Annotated in this window: 16 protein-coding genes and 2 tRNA genes; 7 read left to right on the top strand and 11 right to left on the bottom strand. The window is 67.8% G+C overall.

What is annotated here, in order from left to right:
* Nucleotides 1–349: 349 nt before the first annotated feature.
* The 4 genes from mtnC to KBY88_RS15125 form a co-directional block, all read right to left on the bottom strand.
* A complete protein-coding gene (gene mtnC, locus KBY88_RS15110) occupies nt 350–1,102 on the bottom strand; it encodes an acireductone synthase (RefSeq protein ID WP_315858148.1) in 753 nt (250 codons plus the stop codon).
* A 2-nt stretch (nt 1,103–1,104) separates the two neighbouring features.
* Nucleotides 1,105–1,773 carry a methylthioribulose 1-phosphate dehydratase gene (mtnB, locus tag KBY88_RS15115; RefSeq protein WP_396103301.1) on the bottom strand — a complete coding sequence of 223 codons (669 nt, stop codon included), beginning with the start codon at nt 1,771–1,773 and terminating at the stop codon, nt 1,105–1,107.
* A gap of 43 nt (nt 1,774–1,816) precedes the next feature.
* The gene (locus KBY88_RS15120) at nt 1,817–2,662 is read right to left on the bottom strand and encodes a DNA-formamidopyrimidine glycosylase (RefSeq protein WP_254940776.1); all 846 of its coding nucleotides are present in this window, start codon (nt 2,660–2,662) and stop codon (nt 1,817–1,819) included.
* A gap of 108 nt (nt 2,663–2,770) precedes the next feature.
* Entirely contained in the window at nt 2,771–2,980 is a 210-nt protein-coding gene (locus tag KBY88_RS15125; RefSeq protein WP_254940806.1) for a photosystem I reaction center subunit IV, read from the bottom strand.
* Between the two features lie 169 nt (nt 2,981–3,149).
* Here KBY88_RS15125 and KBY88_RS15130 point away from each other — a divergent pair, with 169 nt between their 5' ends.
* Nucleotides 3,150–4,175, top strand: coding sequence for a hypothetical protein (locus KBY88_RS15130; protein ID WP_396103303.1), 1,026 nt, complete (start codon nt 3,150–3,152; stop codon nt 4,173–4,175).
* Between the two features lie 112 nt (nt 4,176–4,287).
* Nucleotides 4,288–5,793, top strand: a complete 1,506-nt coding sequence (locus tag KBY88_RS15135) for a RecQ family ATP-dependent DNA helicase (protein ID WP_254940777.1) — start codon at nt 4,288–4,290, stop codon at nt 5,791–5,793.
* A 6-nt stretch (nt 5,794–5,799) separates the two neighbouring features.
* Here KBY88_RS15135 and KBY88_RS15140 read toward each other — a convergent pair whose 3' ends face one another.
* The 5 genes from KBY88_RS15140 to KBY88_RS15160 form a co-directional block, all read right to left on the bottom strand.
* The gene (locus tag KBY88_RS15140) at nt 5,800–7,146 is read right to left on the bottom strand and encodes a LysM peptidoglycan-binding domain-containing protein (RefSeq protein WP_254940778.1); all 1,347 of its coding nucleotides are present in this window, start codon (nt 7,144–7,146) and stop codon (nt 5,800–5,802) included.
* Nucleotides 7,147–7,226: 80 nt separating this feature from the next.
* The gene (locus KBY88_RS15145; protein ID WP_254940779.1) at nt 7,227–8,615 is read right to left on the bottom strand and encodes an aldehyde dehydrogenase family protein; all 1,389 of its coding nucleotides are present in this window, start codon (nt 8,613–8,615) and stop codon (nt 7,227–7,229) included.
* Nucleotides 8,616–8,667: 52 nt separating this feature from the next.
* On the bottom strand, nt 8,668–8,946 hold the full coding sequence (locus tag KBY88_RS15150) for a Mo-dependent nitrogenase C-terminal domain-containing protein (RefSeq protein ID WP_254940780.1): 279 nt from the start codon (nt 8,944–8,946) through the stop codon (nt 8,668–8,670).
* 219 nt (nt 8,947–9,165) lie between these two features.
* A tRNA-Thr gene (locus KBY88_RS15155) sits at nt 9,166–9,237 on the bottom strand.
* Nucleotides 9,238–9,248: 11 nt separating this feature from the next.
* Nucleotides 9,249–9,330 (bottom strand) — tRNA-Tyr (locus KBY88_RS15160).
* 37 nt (nt 9,331–9,367) lie between these two features.
* Here KBY88_RS15160 and aroQ point away from each other — a divergent pair.
* Both aroQ and KBY88_RS15170 read left to right on the top strand, forming a co-directional pair.
* Nucleotides 9,368–9,808, top strand: coding sequence for a type II 3-dehydroquinate dehydratase (gene aroQ / locus KBY88_RS15165; RefSeq protein ID WP_254940781.1), 441 nt, complete (start codon nt 9,368–9,370; stop codon nt 9,806–9,808).
* Nucleotides 9,805–10,416, top strand: a complete 612-nt coding sequence (locus KBY88_RS15170; RefSeq protein ID WP_254940782.1) for a MiaE family protein — start codon at nt 9,805–9,807, stop codon at nt 10,414–10,416. Before aroQ ends, KBY88_RS15170 begins: the two co-directional genes overlap by 4 nt.
* Nucleotides 10,417–10,421: 5 nt before the next feature.
* Here the strand turns inward: KBY88_RS15170 and KBY88_RS15175 are convergent, their stop codons facing one another.
* Complete coding sequence (locus tag KBY88_RS15175; protein WP_254940783.1) at nt 10,422–10,976, bottom strand: 1,2-dihydroxy-3-keto-5-methylthiopentene dioxygenase; 555 nt, start codon at nt 10,974–10,976, stop codon at nt 10,422–10,424.
* Nucleotides 10,977–11,087: 111 nt separating this feature from the next.
* Here KBY88_RS15175 and cobI point away from each other — a divergent pair, with 111 nt between their 5' ends.
* Together cobI and KBY88_RS15185 are read left to right on the top strand one after the other, a co-directional pair.
* A complete protein-coding gene (cobI, locus tag KBY88_RS15180) occupies nt 11,088–11,798 on the top strand; it encodes a precorrin-2 C(20)-methyltransferase (protein WP_254940808.1) in 711 nt (236 codons plus the stop codon).
* 20 nt (nt 11,799–11,818) lie between these two features.
* Nucleotides 11,819–12,532, top strand: coding sequence for a DUF4079 domain-containing protein (locus tag KBY88_RS15185; protein WP_254940784.1), 714 nt, complete (start codon nt 11,819–11,821; stop codon nt 12,530–12,532).
* On the opposite strand, the gene dusB is transcribed toward KBY88_RS15185, so the two are convergent.
* Entirely contained in the window at nt 12,517–13,506 is a 990-nt protein-coding gene (gene dusB / locus KBY88_RS15190; protein WP_254940809.1) for a tRNA dihydrouridine synthase DusB, read from the bottom strand. The two genes, KBY88_RS15185 and dusB, sit on opposite strands and share 16 nt — an antisense overlap.
* 125 nt (nt 13,507–13,631) lie before the next feature.
* On the opposite strand from dusB, the gene KBY88_RS15195 reads away from it, so the two are divergent.
* Nucleotides 13,632–14,090: a DUF1823 family protein gene (locus KBY88_RS15195; protein ID WP_254940785.1), complete on the top strand. Its 459-nt coding sequence runs from the start codon at nt 13,632–13,634 to the stop codon at nt 14,088–14,090.
* Nucleotides 14,091–14,098 lie beyond the last annotated feature (8 nt).

The following is a 14,098-nucleotide window of genomic DNA, read 5'->3' on the forward strand; positions in this document are numbered from 1 at the left end:
GGAGGGTAGCTTCCTGCAAAAATAGCTCGATGCCAGGTAAAACTTTCATCCAAGACTATCAGCTCAAGTTGCCGATCATCCGTAAGGAGTGAGTAGCGCGAGTGAGATGGAGAGAAGGCCACCCGAAAGGGTGGCTTCCTTGTGTTTGGACTTTTACAGTCTGAACCATGGCCGAATGCAGCGCTGGAGGCTCTTCCACCGTTTGAGTCGAACCATCGTGGGTCCCATGGCCATGGATGGCCTGCTCGCCCATTTGCTCCAGGTTGTTGGACTGGTGACGATGGCCCTACTTTACCCATGGTGGAAGAGGCAAATTGGGCAGGCATCACGGCGAGTTGGAGCACAATCATCATCGGGGAATGTCTTGGTCAAGGGTCAGTTGCTCCAAGCGGGTGATCACTGGATACCCATTGCTCTGACGCCCGGGGTTGCCTGGTCGGTCGCTGAAGATCACCTTGAGCCCTGCGCCATGGGCGGCCTTGAGTTCAGCTACCGAATCACTGATGAAGGTGATTCTGCTGGGCTCGGTGCCCATCTCCTTGGCAATGGTGAGATAGCTTTTTGAAGCTTGCTTCGGTCCTGTTCGTGTGTCGAACCAATGTCTGAAAAGACTACTGAGATCTCCATCTGTGGTATGCCCATAGAGTAATTTCTGGGCTTTGACTGATCCTGATGAGTACACGGCAAGCGTGAGACCGGCTTTGGACCAAGTCGATAGAGCGTGGCACACGTCTTCAAACAAGGGCGCTTTCAGTTCGCCGCTGGCATAGCCGCTCTCCCAGATCAGTCCCTGCAGTTGCTTGAGTGGGGTGAGTTTGCGGTCTTGATCCATGAGCCACTCCAGATAGTTCACCAGCTGAGGGAAGGACTCTTGATCGGCTCCGATGGCTGAAGCCTCAGGATCGCTGGCCCTGGCCCTTTCGGCTTCCTCGAGCAAGGCGCCCACAGCTGCCTCCTGACGATGGCGTTCGAGATAACCCTTGAGATGGCGCCTGGCAAAGGGGAACAGGGTCTCTGCCACGAAGCTCACCGGACAGGTGGTTCCTTCGATGTCGAGCAGCAGATGGGTGATCTGGGACATGGAGGCTTGCACAGGCGCCATGGTCAAACGCTGCGAATGGGCAGGCGGCTGAGCCCATCGAGCAAGAGCTGGCGCCAGTGTTGCTCCAGCAGGAACTCCAGGATCTCGAGGTGGCGCCGTGCACTGAACAGCCCATCCCCCCAGGCGTAGAGCCCATGGCCAGCGATCAACAGCCCTTGGGGTGCCTTCGCCAGGAGCGGGCCGGCCCGCCCACTGAGTCGCCTGAGGTCTTGGTCGTTGGCTAGGACGGGCAGCTCCACGCGCGTGTCGTGGGTGTGGAGGCCCTCGAGGCCCTTGATCATCTCCAATTGCTCAACGACAACGAACCCATCGGCCCCGTTCGCAGCGCTTTGCGTATGACCCGCTGCCAAGGTGGAGCGCGACAGCAACGTCGCGGCCTGCGAGTGAGTGTGCAGCACCGCTCCTGCAGATGTACGACGCACGATTTCAAGATGCAGAAGGGTCTCGGCGCTGGCGCGACCGTCCCCTTGGAGCACCTGTCCTTCGCCATCCACCACGATCAGGTCCCCAGGGGCCACCGAACCTTTGTCGACACCGCTGGGAGCCATCAGCAGCTGCAACGGCTCCCGCTGGAGCACGCAGCTGAAATTGCCACCGGTGCCATCGCACCAGCCCCGGCGTTGGATGGCCGCCATGGTGGCGGTCAACTCCTTGGCGAGATGGGCCGTCACGGCAGAAAAGCGCAGGGCTCCCTTCTAGCCCACCACCCCTGGCTCAGCGCTGGCAGCTGGGACACCAATGGGTGCTTCGGCCCGCCAGGCGCTCCCGCTGGATGGGGGTGCTGCAGCGGCGGCAGGGCTCACCCGTGCGCCGGTAAACCCAGGCCTGGCCGCCATAATTGCCGTTGGTGCCTGAGAGGTCGCGGAAGTCGCTGAAGGTTGTGCCACCGGCTCCGATGCTGGTCTCCAGGATCTCCACCAGGGACCGTCGCAAACGCTCCAGTTGGAGGGTCGCGACCTCCCCGGCGGGCGTGGCCGGAGCGATGCCGGCGGCGAACAGGGACTCATCGGCGTAGATGTTGCCCACACCGGCCACCAGGCTCTGATCCAGCAACGCCGCCTTGATCGAGCGCTTGCTTCCCTCCAGGCGCTGTTTGAGGTACCGCGCGTTGAACTCCGCTCCAAAGGGTTCTGGGCCCAGCCTCTTCAGTCCGGTCATCACCGCTTCGGGGGGCAAGCCGGCGGGGACCCACCACATTTCGCCAAAGCTGCGCAGGTCGACGAAGCGCAACTCGTGGCCCTGGATGTTCCAGAGACGCACGCGGGTATGCCTGCAGGGCTCGCGCGGCGTCTCCAGCCAAAGGAACTGACCGGTCATGCGCAGGTGCACACCCCAGGTCCCGGCTTGGGCACCGTCTCGCCCTAAATCCGCCAGCAGGTACTTGCCCCTGCGGCTCCACGCCCCCACCTGGCAGCCCTCCAGGGCCAGGCGAAAGATCGTTGAGTCGTTGGGCGCGGCGATGGCCCGCGCCCTGAGCACCTCCACACGATCGACGCGGAACCCCTTGAGTTGACGCTCCAGGCCGCGTCGCACGGTTTCGACTTCAGGCAGTTCAGGCAAGGAGGCTCCCCATTGGCACAGCATGAAGAAATCCCTGATCCGGCGGGCGGATCAGGGATGGGAGCGTGGGCTGTAGTTCTTACCCCGTGGGCCCTTGGAGGGCTGGCCTCAGGCCTTCACCAGCTCGCTTTCAGCGAAGTTGTTGGTGTTGATGCCGCCCTCGGAGCCGCTGTAGCCGCTGTAGTTCACCTTCTCAAAGCGAACCACCACGGGGTAGCGGATACCGGAGGTGTCGACCGAAGCGACGGTGCCGACTTCGTTGAACCAATAGGACTCAGGACGCTGGATGCGCACCTTGTCGCCGCGGGAGATGGCCATCGCTGCGTTGAGGAGGGTGTTGCTGTCCAAGGGACCATACCCCTCCTTTTCGGCCTGTAGGGCGAGGCCGTCACGAAATGTCGCTGCCCCTGGATCGCGCACCGGGCCAGGGTCGGCCTGCCATCGGGCCGGGCCCCCGTGGCACGATCGCCTCCCCTGCCGATGGCCTGTGCTGGAAGCCCCTTCCTTGATTTTGGATCTACCCGATCCGGAGCAGGACGACATCAGCACCATGGAGTTCATGGCCCGGCTGGAGGAGGCCTGGGCCGTGTGCGATCGCTTCGACCTGCAGACCGAGATCTGGCGCGGTCGGATCCTGCGGGCCGTGCGCGATCGGGAGAAGCGGGGCGGCGAGGGCCGGGGCACGGGCTTTTTGCAGTGGCTCAGGGAGCAGGAGATCAGCAAGACCCGCGCCTACGGGCTGATTCAGCTGGCCGAGTCCGCCGACAGCCTGGTGGGGGACGGTCCCCTGGAGGCGGACTGCGTCAACAACTTCTCCAAGCGGGCCTTCCTCGAGACGGCCCAAGCCGATCCAGAGGTGCAGCTCATGATCAGTGAGGCGGCCAACGACGGCCAGCAGATCACCCGCAAGCAGGTACGCCGGCTCACCGATGAGTTCACCGCCGCCACCAGTCCGCTGCTGCCGGAGGAGATCCGCCAGCGCACCCAGGAGAACCTTCTGCCCCCCCGGGCGGTCGCGCCCCTGGTGCGGGAGCTCTCCAAGCTGCCGGAAGCCCAGCAGGAGGACCTGCGCCGGGTGCTGCGGGAGGAGCCGGAGCTGGAGCGGGTCAAGGACGTCACCAACACGGCCCGCTGGCTGACCAAGGCGGCCGAGGCGGGCCTGGCGGTTCGCGCCTTTCAGCAGGGGGAGCTGGACCTGGAGAAGGCGATGCAGGAGGCCCAGCGTCTCGATGCCCTCGGGCTCCTGGCGGATGCCGTGGGCCAGGCCCAGCAGCTGGAGAGTGCGGTGCTCAAGCTCCACACCAGCTGGCGGCGCCTCGGGGGCTTGCAGGAGCGCCTCTGGGTGGAGAGCGGCAGCAGCACACCTCACCTGCGCGAGCTTCTCCAGGTCTTGGGCAGCCTGAGTGGGGCCACCTTGCGCGTGTCCCTGGGGGAGTTGGCGGGTGGCAAGCGCGTGCGGCTGCAATTGGTGGAGGAGTCGCCCGACCAGCTGGAGGCGCCGCCCCTGCCCTGAGCCCCCACGCCCCCAGATCTGGGGGCGATTAAGGTCGAGCGTCGCCAGGGATGGGGTGGTGGTGCCATCGGCCGCAGCCAGCGAAGATCCGTCGCGGACGGAACCGCTGCTGATGGAACCGCAGCGGGCGGATCCGCTGGTGGGCGCGCTCCAGACCCATTTCGGTTGGGAGGACTTCAGGCCGGGCCAGCGGTCGGTGGTGGAGGCCCTGCTCCAGGGCCGCGATTGCCTGGCGGTGTTGCCCACCGGCGGCGGCAAGTCGCTTTGCTATCAGCTGCCGGCCCTGGTGCGCCAGGGGTTGGTGCTGGTGATCTCCCCTCTGGTGGCCCTGATGGATGACCAGGTGAACCACCTGCAGCGGCACGGCATTGCCGCCGCCTGCCTGCATGGAGGCCTCGATCTGCCCGCCCGCCGTCAGCTGATCCTGCGTTTGAGGGAGCGCAAGTTGCGTGTGCTTTATCTCGCGCCTGAGCGGCTCTGGGGGGAGGCCACCCGTCAGCTCGTGGAAGAGGTTCTGGAGCAGGGGCAGCTGGTGGCCCTGGCGGTGGACGAGGCCCACTGCATCAGCGCCTGGGGCCATGATTTCCGCCCCGATTACCGTCGGCTCGGCCAGCTCAGGCGCCTGTGCCCGGGGGTGCCCCTGGTGGCCCTCAGTGCCACGGCCGCCCCGCGCGTGCGCGCCGACATCATTCGCTTGCTGGAGTTGCGCCGCCCCCTGATCCAGGTGCGCTCCGCCCGACGCCCCAACCTGACCTACGCCATGGTCAGGCGGCCCAAGGAACCTCTGCAGATGGTGATTGAGGCGGTGAGCGCTGCTCGGGGGGCGGTACTGATCTATGCGCGGACGCGCCGCTCGGTGGAACGCTGGGCCGTGCAGCTGACCGCTGCTGGGATCGAGGCCAATCCGTATCACGCCGGCATGGACCCGGAAAGCCGGCGCCTGGCGCTCAGCCATTTCCAGGAGCACCCGTCGCCCGTGCTGGTGGCCACGGTGGCCTTCGGGATGGGAGTGGACCGAGCCGATGTGGGGTTGGTGCTGCACCTGGACCTGCCGGCGACTCCGGAGGGCTATCTGCAGGAGTCGGGGCGAGCAGGGCGCGATGGATCGCCGGCCCGTTGCCTGGTGCTGTTCGATCCGGAGGATCGCGCCAGCCTGGGTTGGGCCATGAGGGCGGCGGGCCATCAGCTCAGCCCCGAGGTGCGCGAGCAGGAGCAGGTGCGCTTGGAGCTGGCCCATCGGCAGCTGCGTCGGATGGAGGCCGTGGCCGAAGGGGAAGCGTGCCGCGAGCAGGCCCTTTTGCTGGCGGTGGGAGAGCTGGTGCCCCCCTGCGGCCGCTGTGACGCCTGCCGCTCACGGCCCATGCAGCGGGACTGGACCACGCAGGTGGGCCAGGTGCTGGAGCTGCTGGAGCAGCGGGATGGCGTGGATCAAAGGGCCCTCGGCGAAACCCTCTCTGGCGAGGGCAGCTCCCCCGAGGAACGCTGGCGTTGGTTGGCCCGGCGCCTGATCCAGGAGGACCTGATCACCGAGAGTGACGACGGCGGCCAGCGGTTGTGGTTGCGACCCGCGGGCCGCCGTTACCTGCGCCAACCCTGGCCCCTGCGCTGGGCCGCCTGAGGGGGCTCAGAGGCCCTTCGCCTTGCAGAGGTCGCTCACCAGTTGCGACTCGAAGTTGGTCTGGGGGGTATCCCAGGTTTTCCAGGCCCCCGACTGGCCGGTGGCGTTGAGCTTGCGGGCGGTGCAGTTGATGGCCAGGTAGAGGGGTTGACCGTCGCCGTTGAGGCTGGGGGCCACGAAGCTTCCGCCCATCGGTTGCCAATTGGCCCAATCCACCTGCAGGGGACCGTAGGTGCGCCAGTCGGGGGTGCTGGCTTTGGCCACGGCGGCTGGTTGGGTGCTCGCGGGCCTGGGCGTGGGTGCCACTGGAGCGGGGCGGCTGGTCACCACGGGCCGGCTGGTGGCTGGGGCCACGGTGGCTGGCGCGGTCGCCGCAGGGGCAGCCGTGGCCGCTGGGGTCGCCGCCGCGGGGGCTGGTTTTGGCTTGGGAGTGACGACAGGTGCTGGTTGGGGACCGGGAGCCGACTCGGAGCTGGCCACCGTCGGGGCCGGCTTGGGCCTGGGCTTCGCGACTGGACTTGGCTTTGTCGCTGGACTGGGCTTCGACGCCACGGGAGCTGGCTTGCTGGCGGGTGCGCTGCCGCTGGAGAGCTTCAACCGGCTGCCGGCTGGGATTGCATTGGGTTCCTTGATGTTGTTCAGCGCCGTCAGCCGATCAACCGATACGCCGTAGGTCTCGGCGATCTGGGAGAGGGTTTCGCCCGGCTGCACCACGTGCTCCTTGGCCCCCTTGGTCACCGGTTTGGTCTTGGCTGCAGTCGCCGTGGATGGTTTGGCTGCTCCAGGCACCACCAGCTTGCTGCCGGCCTGCAGGTCGCTGGCTGATTGGAGTCCGTTGAGTTGCTTGAGGCGCTCCACCGAGACGCCGAAGCGGTCGGCCAGCTCTGAGAGGGTGTCCCCGGGCTTCACGGTGTAGGTGCTGCTGCCCCCGGCGCTGGAGCGGCTGGGTCCGCTGGCGCTGGCTGCTCCGGGCACCACCAGCTTGCTGCCGGCCTGCAGGTCGCTGGCTGATTGGAGTCCGTTGAGTTGCTTGAGGCGCTCCACCGAGACGCCGAAGCGGTCGGCCAGCTCTGAGAGGGTGTCCCCGGGCTTCACCGTGTAGGTGCCATGGCCTCCAGGCCTGCTGCCACTGCCCCCGCCTGTGGAGCTGCCGCCAGGCACCACTAGCTTCCTGCCCGCCTGCAGGTTGTTGGCGTCCTTGAGGCCATTGAGCTTGAGCAGCCGTTCCACCGAGACGCCGTACCGCTCGGCGATCTCAGAGAGGGTTTCACCAGGCTTGACCGTGTAGCTCCCCGCCAGAGCAGGCAAGGGGAGAAGCAGGGCCAGGGCGAGGGCAGCAAGCGCTCGGCGCATCGAGGTCGATCAGCTGGACGAACCTTAAGGAGCCCCGCCCGGGGCGCCAGGGGGCAAGGGCCATGGATTGGTTCTGTCATTCATCCCAGCAGGCGCCTCACCAGGCCCAGGCGCTCGCCATAGGGGGCATAACGCAAGGGCAAATCCAGCCAGAACGGCCTCCTCAGCACGCTGCGCCGGTGGGAGAACGCCTCGAAGCCGGCCTGGCCGTGGTAGCTGCCCATGCCGCTTTCGCCCACGCCACCAAAGGGGAGCTGGGGCACGGCCGCCTGAACGACCACATCGTTGAAGACCACGCCCCCGGAGCTGGTGCGCGCCAGGAGCCGTTCCTGGGCCTGGGGGTTGCGGCTGAACAGATACAGCGCCAGCGGCTTGGGGCGTCCGTTGACCTCCTCGATCGCGTCATCCAGAGATCCCACGGTCTGAATCGGCAGCAGGGGGCCGAACAGCTCCTCCTGCATCAGCGGATCCTCGCCGTTCCTCACCGCCAGGAGCGTGGGGGCCATGCGCCTCCCGGCGGGGTCGAGGTGGCCGCCGGCCAGCACCTGCCCCCGTTGGCGGGCCCTCTCCAGCAGGACCCTGAGCCGCTCGAACTGGTCGGTGTTGACGATCTGGGGCAGGTCGGGGGATTGGAGCGGATCGTCGCCGTATTGGCGGGCGATCTCGGCCTTCAGGTGGGCGAGGAAGGGTTCCCGGACCTTGGCTTCCACCAGCAGGTGGTCGGGGGCGACGCAGGCCTGGCCGGCGTTGAGGCCCTTGCCCCAGATCAGCCGCCGGGCACTCACCTCCAGGTCGGCATCGGCCAGCACGATCGCCGGGCTCTTGCCCCCCAGCTCCAGGGTCAGAGGGGTGAGGTGGCGCGCCGCGGCCGCCATTACCAGCCGCGCCACCCTTGCGCCTCCGGTGAAGAAGATGTGATCGAAGCGCTCCTGCAGCAGGTCCTGGGCCACATCCCCATCCCCCAGCACAACGGCCACGGTGTCCGCAGGAAAGGCGTCCTCCAGGAGCTGAGCCAGCAGGGAACCCGTGTGGGGGGCGTGCTCGGAGGGTTTGAGCACAGCGGTGTTGCCGGCCGCCAGGATGCTCACCAGCGGCTGCAGGCAGAGCTGGAAGGGGAAGTTCCACGGGCCGATGATCAGCACACAGCCCAGGGGCTCGGCCACCACGAAGGCCCGGGCCGGTTGCTGGCTGAGGGGCACGGACACCGGCCGGGGCGCCATCCAGCGGCGCAGCCTGCGGCGGGTGAGCTTGAGCTCGAAGCGCACCGCGGCGAGCTCGAAGTAGGCCTCCAGCGGCGGTTTGCCCAGATCGGCTGCCAGGGCTTCGAGGATGACCCTCTCATGCTGATCGATCAGCCGTTCCAGTCGCCCGATCTGCGTGAACCGCCAGGTGAGGGGGCGCGTGTGGCCGCCCTGAACGAGACCTCGCAGATCCTCCAGGGGAAGGTGGAGCGGCGCGTTGGCGGACATGGCGAAGGGCCCTGGAGGAGCTCAGCCTGACAAGGTCAGCGCCGGGGCGTGCTCAGGTAAGGGGTTGCCCGCCTGCGTCGAGCTCCAGGAAGCACAAGCAGCGGAACCGCAGGGCGGCAACCTGGTCGTAGAGGGGATTGAGTTTGCACATGGCTGGGATGTGCAGCACGCGACGGCCAAGCACGGTCACATCCCGCTCAAAGGGGCAGCTTCCGGGGATCAGCCTCACCAGCAGCCTTGCCACCGGCTGGCTTCGCGGCTCGAACCGATCGATCCAGCGCCGCAGGGGCGTGAGGGGATCGTGGGCCGTTAGGGCCTGGAGATGAACCATGGGCGGTGTGAGGCGCGGGCCGGGTGGCCAGGGGCCGTTGGGACGGGGGATCGCCCAAACAACCTTTCTTCACACTGCCATCGAAACGCCTGGCAGCGTGTGTTCCTCATGAACGTTTCGTCAGGTTTTCCCCATCGGCCTGTGTTGAGGGGGGAGGCCTGGGCTGGATGAACGATTCAGGGACCCTGGATTTCGGGGGGACCGGGTGATCCGTAAAAAAGCCCTTGACGAGATTTGAACTCGTGACCTCTCCCTTACCAAGGGAGTGCTCTACCACTGAGCTACAAGGGCATGTGGAAAGGTGGGCCGGGTTGGATTTGAACCAACGTAGGCAGAGCCAGCGGATTTACAGTCCGCCCCCATTAACCACTCGGGCACCGACCCGAACCACACCGCAAGAACTTACCAGCCGACCTTCCCGATGCATCTGCTGCTGCTGCATGGCCCCAACCTCAACCTGCTCGGCACCCGGGAGCCCCATCTCTACGGTCACCAGAGCCTTGCCGAGCTCGATGGCGACCTGACCCGGCGGGCCCGGGACCTGGGGGCGGAACTGGAGACCTTCCAGAGCAACCACGAGGGCGCTCTGGTGGATCGGATCCACCTGGCCCGGGGGGTGAGTGACGGCATTGTGATCAACGCCGGTGCCTACACCCACACCTCGATCGCCCTGCGGGATGCTCTGTTGGGGGTGGCGATTCCCTTCGTGGAGGTGCACCTGAGCAACACCCACGCCCGGGAGCCCTTTCGGCACCATTCCACCCTGGCCGACAAGGCCATCGGTGTGATCGCCGGGTTCGGGCCCGACAGCTACCGGCTCGGGCTCGAAGGCCTGGTGGCACGGTTGCGCGCCCAGCCATGAGTGCCCTTGCCCCAGCGCCGGAAACGGCGCGCATCCGCTGGCTGGCCCAGGCCAGTTCAGCCGCCTGGCTGGAGCAGGCCCTGGCCCATCCCGATCTGGTGCTGATCGACCACGCCCACTGCGAGCGCAAGGCGGCTGGGGTGGCCCTGCAACTGATGTTCCGCTACCCCTCCGACACCGCCCTGGCGGAGGCCCTGAGCCCCCTGGCGCGGGAGGAGCTGGAGCATTTCGAGCACGTACTGGCCCTGCTGCAGCGCCGGGGCGTGGCCCTGCGGCCCCTGGCGGCGCCTCCCTACGGCGCCGCCCTTGCGGGAAAGGTGCGGCGTCAGGAACCGGAGCGCCTGCTGGACAGCCTGCTGGTGGCGGGCCTGATCGAGGCGCGCAGCCATGAACGAATGGCCCTGCTGGCGGCCCACAGCCTGGATCCCGAGCTGGCGGATCTCTACGGCGACCTGCTGGCCAGCGAGGCCCGTCACTTTGGGCTCTATTGGGTGCTCTGTGAGCGGCGCTGGCCGCGGCCTGAGCTGGTGCGCCGGTTGGGGGAACTGGCCACATTCGAAGCGGAACGGCTGGCGAACCTGCATCCCGAGCCCCGCATGCACAGCTGAGCGCCTTAATCCAGAAGGGGGTAGCGCTCGGCGATCGAATCGCCGGTGAAGGTGGCGACCCAGCCTTCGGGGTTGTCGAAGAAACGGAGGGCACTGAAACGGGGGGCGCTGCCCATGTCGAACCAGTGGCGCGTGCCGGCGGGCACCCGCAGGAAATCCCCCTGCTCGCAGAGCACCTGAAGCACTTCAGCGCCGATGTGCAGGCAAAACAGGCCTCTGCCTTCGACAAAGAAGCGCACTTCGTCTTCACCGTGGGTGTGCTCGTCCAGGAATTTCTGGCGCAGGGCGACCCGGTCGGGATGGTCTGGTCCCAGCCGGATCGCATCCACAGTCGGGAAGCTGCCCGTGGCCTGCACGCGCTCGATCTCCCCGGCGTAGGCCTCCAGCACCGCTTCGGGGCCCGCCCCTTCCGGCAGCTCCGGCCGCAGGGGCCAGCGCTCGAAACCGATGCCCCGGTCGCTGAGCAGGCCGGTGATCTCGGCGGGATCGTTGCTCTCCTGCAGGGGGATGGCGGCCGCCTCAGCGTTGCTGACGTCGGAGTAAATAGTCAGGCGGCTCATGGGATCGGGGCGTCGGTGCGGTGGGGCTGAGCCTAGAAAGAGAGCCCTCGTTGGCCGTGTGTGTTGGAGGACAAGGGGCCTGGGGCCCCGCCGAACCCGGGGCTGACCCTGGTGGGGGTCGGGCCTGGGGACCCGGAGCTGCTCACGGTGGCGGCGGTGCGGGCGATCCGCGGGGCCGAGGTGGTGGCCTATCCCGTGGCCCGACCGGAGGCCGAGGGCATGGCGGCCCGCATCGCCGCCCCCTGGATCGCCCCTGCCCAGCGCCGCCTGCCCCTGGTTTTTCCGATGGTGGAGGAGGCCGAACCCCGCCAACGGGCCTGGCGTGCCGCCGCTGAAGCCCTGGCCTCCGAGGTGGCGGCGGGCTCCGCAGTGGTGCTGCTCTGCGAAGGCGATGTGTCGCTCTATGCCAGCGCCTCCTACGTGCTGCTGGCCCTGCGCCAGAGTCATCCGGAGCTGCCGCTGAAGCTGATTCCCGGCATCACGGCCCTGGCGGCGGCCGGGGCGGCGGGGGCCTGGCCCCTGGCCCTGCAGCAGGAGCCGCTCTGGATCCGGCCGACCCCGGAAACCCCCGGCGAACTGGGCCGGCTGCTGGAGGAAGCGGCAGGGGCGGGGGCGGTGCTGGCGTTGCTCAAGCTGGGCCAGCGCTGGCCCTGGGTGCGTCCCTTGCTGGAGGAGCGGGGGCTGCTGGCCAGCAGTCTGTTCGCCCGGCGATTGGGTTGGCCCGATCAACAGGTGTGTTCCGCGGATCAGTGGCCGGCAGAGGCGCAGCCCTACTTTTCACTGGTGCTGGTGCGCCAGGGCTGGCCCCCGGTGCTTCCCTAACCCCTGCTGAAGCGCGAACGATGACGGCGATCGACTGGTTCAGCCTCCTGCACCCGGTGCTGATCATCCTGTTCGTCTATCCCGTGGTGGGGGCGACGATCCGCCTGGGGATCCTGGCGCGGGAGCGGCGGTTGAAGATCAATCCTCTGCCTCCCAGCGTGGGGGTGGAGCATGCCGACCACGGCCGCTGGGTCACCACCGGGGTGGTGGTGGCCGTATTGGTGGCGCTGCTGTACTCCTACGCGAGCCGGTTCCTCGCCCCCTCCCCCCCGTTCGCGGGCGGCGCGCCGCGTTTCGCCCTTCTTGTGTTGGTGATCGCGGGCACCCTGGCGAGTCTGCTGGCCCTCTGGCGGGTGAAGACACCCAACCTGCGTGCCAGCTTTGCCCTGCTCACCTGGGCAGGGATTCTTGGCTTGGGAGGTCAGGGTGAGATCTGGCGCCTCTCCGACAACCCCTTGAGCGGTGCTTTCTGGAGTTCCCATTACTGGGCCGGGGTGGCGCTGGTCGGTCTGCTGCTGTTTGCGACGGCGGCGAAGCAGGAGATCTTCCGTTCCCTGCGGATGCGGCGGCTGCATGTGACGGCCGGCGTGCTTTCGGCCGTGCTGCTGGCGGTGCTGGCCATCACCGGCACGCGGGATCTGCTCGAGATTCCGCTGAGCTGGCAGAAACCGGTGATCTTTGGCTGCAACTTTGAGGCGCGCATCTGTCCGCCCCCGGCTCAGCCTCCCACCTGAGGGCTGAGCTCCTGGGCGGCATGCTCCAAGAGCCCATCCGCCTGGGCTGGATCGGGCGCTCGCATCAGGGCGTGACGCAACTGGGCGGCTCCAGGGAAGCCCTGGCAGGTCCAACCCATGTGCTTTCGGGCGATCAGCAGGCCGTGGTCGCCCTTGGCTGTCACCAAGGCATGCAAGTGTTCTTGGGCCAGGCGGAGGCGTTCGAGGGCCCCGGGGGTGGGGGGCACCGGACGGCCGCGCAGGGCGGCATCGATCTGGCCCACCAGCCAGGGGGCGCCCATCGTGCCCCGGCCCACCATCACGCCATCGGCCCCGGTCTGCTCAAGGCAGCGCAGGGCGTCATCGGGGCCGTTGATGTCGCCGTTGGCGATCACCGGGATGGTCAGAGCCGCCTTCACCCGGGTGATCGCCCCCCAATCGGCCGCACCGGAAAACCCCTGGGCCCGCGTGCGGCCGTGGAGCGTGAGCGCCTGGGCGCCGGCCCGTTCCAGAGCGCGGGCGAAGCCCACTGGATCGGCGGAATCGCCGCACCAGCCCAGGCGCGTTTTCACCGTGACGGGGATCGCCACGGCGGCGCTGACCTGCTCGACGATGCGGCAGGCCAGCGCCGGATCACGGATCAGGCCGCTGCCGCCCCCCTTGCGGGCGATCTTGCGCACCGGACAGCCCATGTTGATGTCGATCAGGAAGGCACCGGCGGCCTCGGCCCGGCGGGCCGCCTCGGCCATGGCACCGGGCCGGTGATCGAACAGCTGCACCCCAATCGGCCCCTCTTCGTCGGCCAGCTCCTCCACCTTCTGGGTGCCGAAGCCCAGCTCCAGGCTCGTGGCGTTCACCATCTCGGTGAACAGCAGCGCTCCAGGGGCCCAGCGGCGCACCAGGCCGCGGAAGATGCGGTCGCTCACCCCAGCCAGGGGCGATTGCAGCACCCGGCAGGTCAGGACCCTTGGGGTGCCCCGGCCCGGCAGCACCAGATCAGCCGCTCCTGCCCCAGCTCGGCCAAGAACCGTGGGGTCAAAGCGGGGGGACGCCGTTGGGCTCACCGAACGCGGGGCGAAACAATGGAAGGCCATTCTCCCGCTCGCCCCTGCGGCCGCCCATGGCCCCTGATCCCTACCCCCTGAGCCGAGCCCTGCTGGAGGCCGTGCTGGCCGACCGGCTCAGCGATCGTTTTGTTTGCGAACTTGTCTGGAGCCGGCTTGGCTACGTACCGGAGGGTGCCGTTTCCGGGGGGTGGCGGGCCGGAGCGGCCACCCCCGCCGACTGGGCTGAGGCTTACCCCGTGGCGCCTGAGCTGATCGCCGAGCGCCCCCCGAGCGTGCGCCTGACCCGTTCGATTCCGGCGCCCCACAAGCAATTGCTCAAGGAGCAACTGGGCTTCACCGGGTACCGCATCGGCGAGCTCTATCCCCGCCGCACGCGTCGGGCCACGGCGGTGAACTGGCTGCTGGCCCACCTGGCTGGGCTTGGGGAGCGCCTGCCGGAGCAGGGTGAGCTGCCGCCGTTGCGGGACCCCCCCGCCAGCCCTGCGACAGAAACCAGCAGCGCCCCTCTGTAGGGTCAAAG

The organism is Cyanobium sp. Morenito 9A2 (assembly GCF_024345575.1).
In the GTDB taxonomy this organism is placed as follows: domain Bacteria; phylum Cyanobacteriota; class Cyanobacteriia; order PCC-6307; family Cyanobiaceae; genus ATX-6F1.

What these genes read in the sequence shown, in the direction of transcription:
- KBY88_RS15145 (WP_254940779.1), bottom strand. Translation starts at nt 8,615, where the DNA reads ATGTCCGCCAACGCGCCGCTCCACCTTCCCCTGGAGGATCTGCGAGGT.
- KBY88_RS15125 (WP_254940806.1), bottom strand. Translation starts at nt 2,980, where the DNA reads ATGGCCATCTCCCGCGGCGACAAGGTGCGCATCCAGCGTCCTGAGTCC.
- KBY88_RS15175 (WP_254940783.1), bottom strand. Translation starts at nt 10,976, where the DNA reads ATGAGCCGCCTGACTATTTACTCCGACGTCAGCAACGCTGAGGCGGCC.
- KBY88_RS15195 (WP_254940785.1), top strand. Translation starts at nt 13,632, where the DNA reads ATGGCCCCTGATCCCTACCCCCTGAGCCGAGCCCTGCTGGAGGCCGTG.
- KBY88_RS15185 (WP_254940784.1), top strand. Translation starts at nt 11,819, where the DNA reads ATGACGGCGATCGACTGGTTCAGCCTCCTGCACCCGGTGCTGATCATC.
- aroQ (WP_254940781.1), top strand. Translation starts at nt 9,368, where the DNA reads ATGCATCTGCTGCTGCTGCATGGCCCCAACCTCAACCTGCTCGGCACC.
- KBY88_RS15135 (WP_254940777.1), top strand. Translation starts at nt 4,288, where the DNA reads ATGGAACCGCAGCGGGCGGATCCGCTGGTGGGCGCGCTCCAGACCCAT.
- KBY88_RS15170 (WP_254940782.1), top strand. Translation starts at nt 9,805, where the DNA reads ATGAGTGCCCTTGCCCCAGCGCCGGAAACGGCGCGCATCCGCTGGCTG.
- KBY88_RS15150 (WP_254940780.1), bottom strand. Translation starts at nt 8,946, where the DNA reads ATGGTTCATCTCCAGGCCCTAACGGCCCACGATCCCCTCACGCCCCTG.
- KBY88_RS15140 (WP_254940778.1), bottom strand. Translation starts at nt 7,146, where the DNA reads ATGCGCCGAGCGCTTGCTGCCCTCGCCCTGGCCCTGCTTCTCCCCTTG.
- mtnC (WP_315858148.1), bottom strand. Translation starts at nt 1,102, where the DNA reads ATGGCGCCTGTGCAAGCCTCCATGTCCCAGATCACCCATCTGCTGCTC.